This is a genomic window from Nocardia donostiensis (genome assembly GCF_002081715.1).
GTDB classification, from domain to species: domain Bacteria; phylum Actinomycetota; class Actinomycetes; order Mycobacteriales; family Mycobacteriaceae; genus Nocardia; species Nocardia donostiensis.
The window spans coordinates 1-1,002 of the sequence record NZ_MUKP01000120.1; the positions used below are offsets into that span (position 1 = coordinate 1).

Sequence of the window (1,002 nt, forward strand, 5' to 3'; positions counted from 1 at the left end):
GCGCGACGAATGCCTGGAATACGCGCTCGCGCACGACGAACGCTTCGGCATCTGGGGCGGTCTTTCCGAACGGGAACGCCGCCGCCTCAAGCGCGGCATCGGCTGACCGACACCCCAACCGTTTCGGTCATGGCACGTTCCCGCAAACGCCGGCCGCCGACGGCCCGGTCGGTGATCCGCCGCGGCCGCGGGGTACGCGGGCCCATGCTGCCGCCGACCGTGCCCGCCTGGCGCACCCGCGGCCAGAAATTCGACCGCCTGGTACTCGAGGCGTTCGCGCCATTGGATACCCGCTGGCACGACCGGCTCACCAAACTCGATATCGCCGTCGACGATGTCCCGAAAATCCGCCCGCTGCACCCCGATTCGGTCACCTGGCCCGATGAGGTCGTCGCCGACGGGCCGGTGCCGCTGTCGCGGCTCATCCCCGCAGGCGTCGACCGGCACGGCACTCCGATCCGCGCCCGGGTGGTGCTCTTCCGCAAACCGCTCGAACTGCGCGCGGGCGATCCGGACGATCTGGTGGAGCTACTGCGCGAAGTCCTGGTCCAGCAAATCGCCACCTACCTGGGCGTCGACCCCGACGTCATCGATCCCGAACCCGAGTAAACCTGTCCCAGACCCGCCCTAGCGTGTTGTCCGTCTCGGCACAAGGCGGGCGGAATCACACTGCGACGCGCCGGGCGCAACGGATTCGGTGAGCGTGTCTGCCCACCCGGACGCGTCAAGGGGGTTACGCTCGTCCACGTGATTCCCATGCGTCGTTGCTGCCGACCAGGCTGCAAGAATCCGGCCGTCGCGACGCTCACCTATGTCTACTCGGATTCGACCGCTGTGGTCGGCCCGCTGGCGACGGTGGCCGAGCCCCACTCCTGGGACCTGTGCGCAACCCACGCCTCCCGGATAACCGCCCCCAAGGGCTGGGAGATGGTCCGCCACGAAGGCGGTTTCTCCACCACCCCCGACGACGACGATCTGACCGCACTCGCCGAAGCGGTCCGC

Annotated in this window: 2 protein-coding genes and 1 pseudogene; all 3 read left to right on the forward strand. The window is 68.9% G+C overall.

What is annotated here, in order from left to right; translation table 11 throughout:
- Positions 1-106, forward strand: a pseudogene (gene whiB2, locus B0T44_RS26210) (transcriptional regulator WhiB2); the annotation flags it as partial.
- A gap of 23 nt (positions 107-129) precedes the next feature.
- A complete protein-coding gene (locus B0T44_RS26215; protein ID WP_077121593.1) occupies positions 130-609 on the forward strand; it encodes a metallopeptidase family protein in 480 nt (159 codons plus the stop codon).
- A gap of 147 nt (positions 610-756) precedes the next feature.
- Positions 757-1,002 (forward strand): DUF3499 domain-containing protein (locus B0T44_RS26220; RefSeq protein ID WP_081512749.1); only part of this gene is annotated, 246 nt, incomplete at its 3' end.

Coding starts and splice junctions, on each gene's coding strand:
- B0T44_RS26215 (WP_077121593.1), top strand. CDS start 130: ATGGCACGTTCCCGCAAACGCCGGCCGCCGACGGCCCGGTCGGTGATC.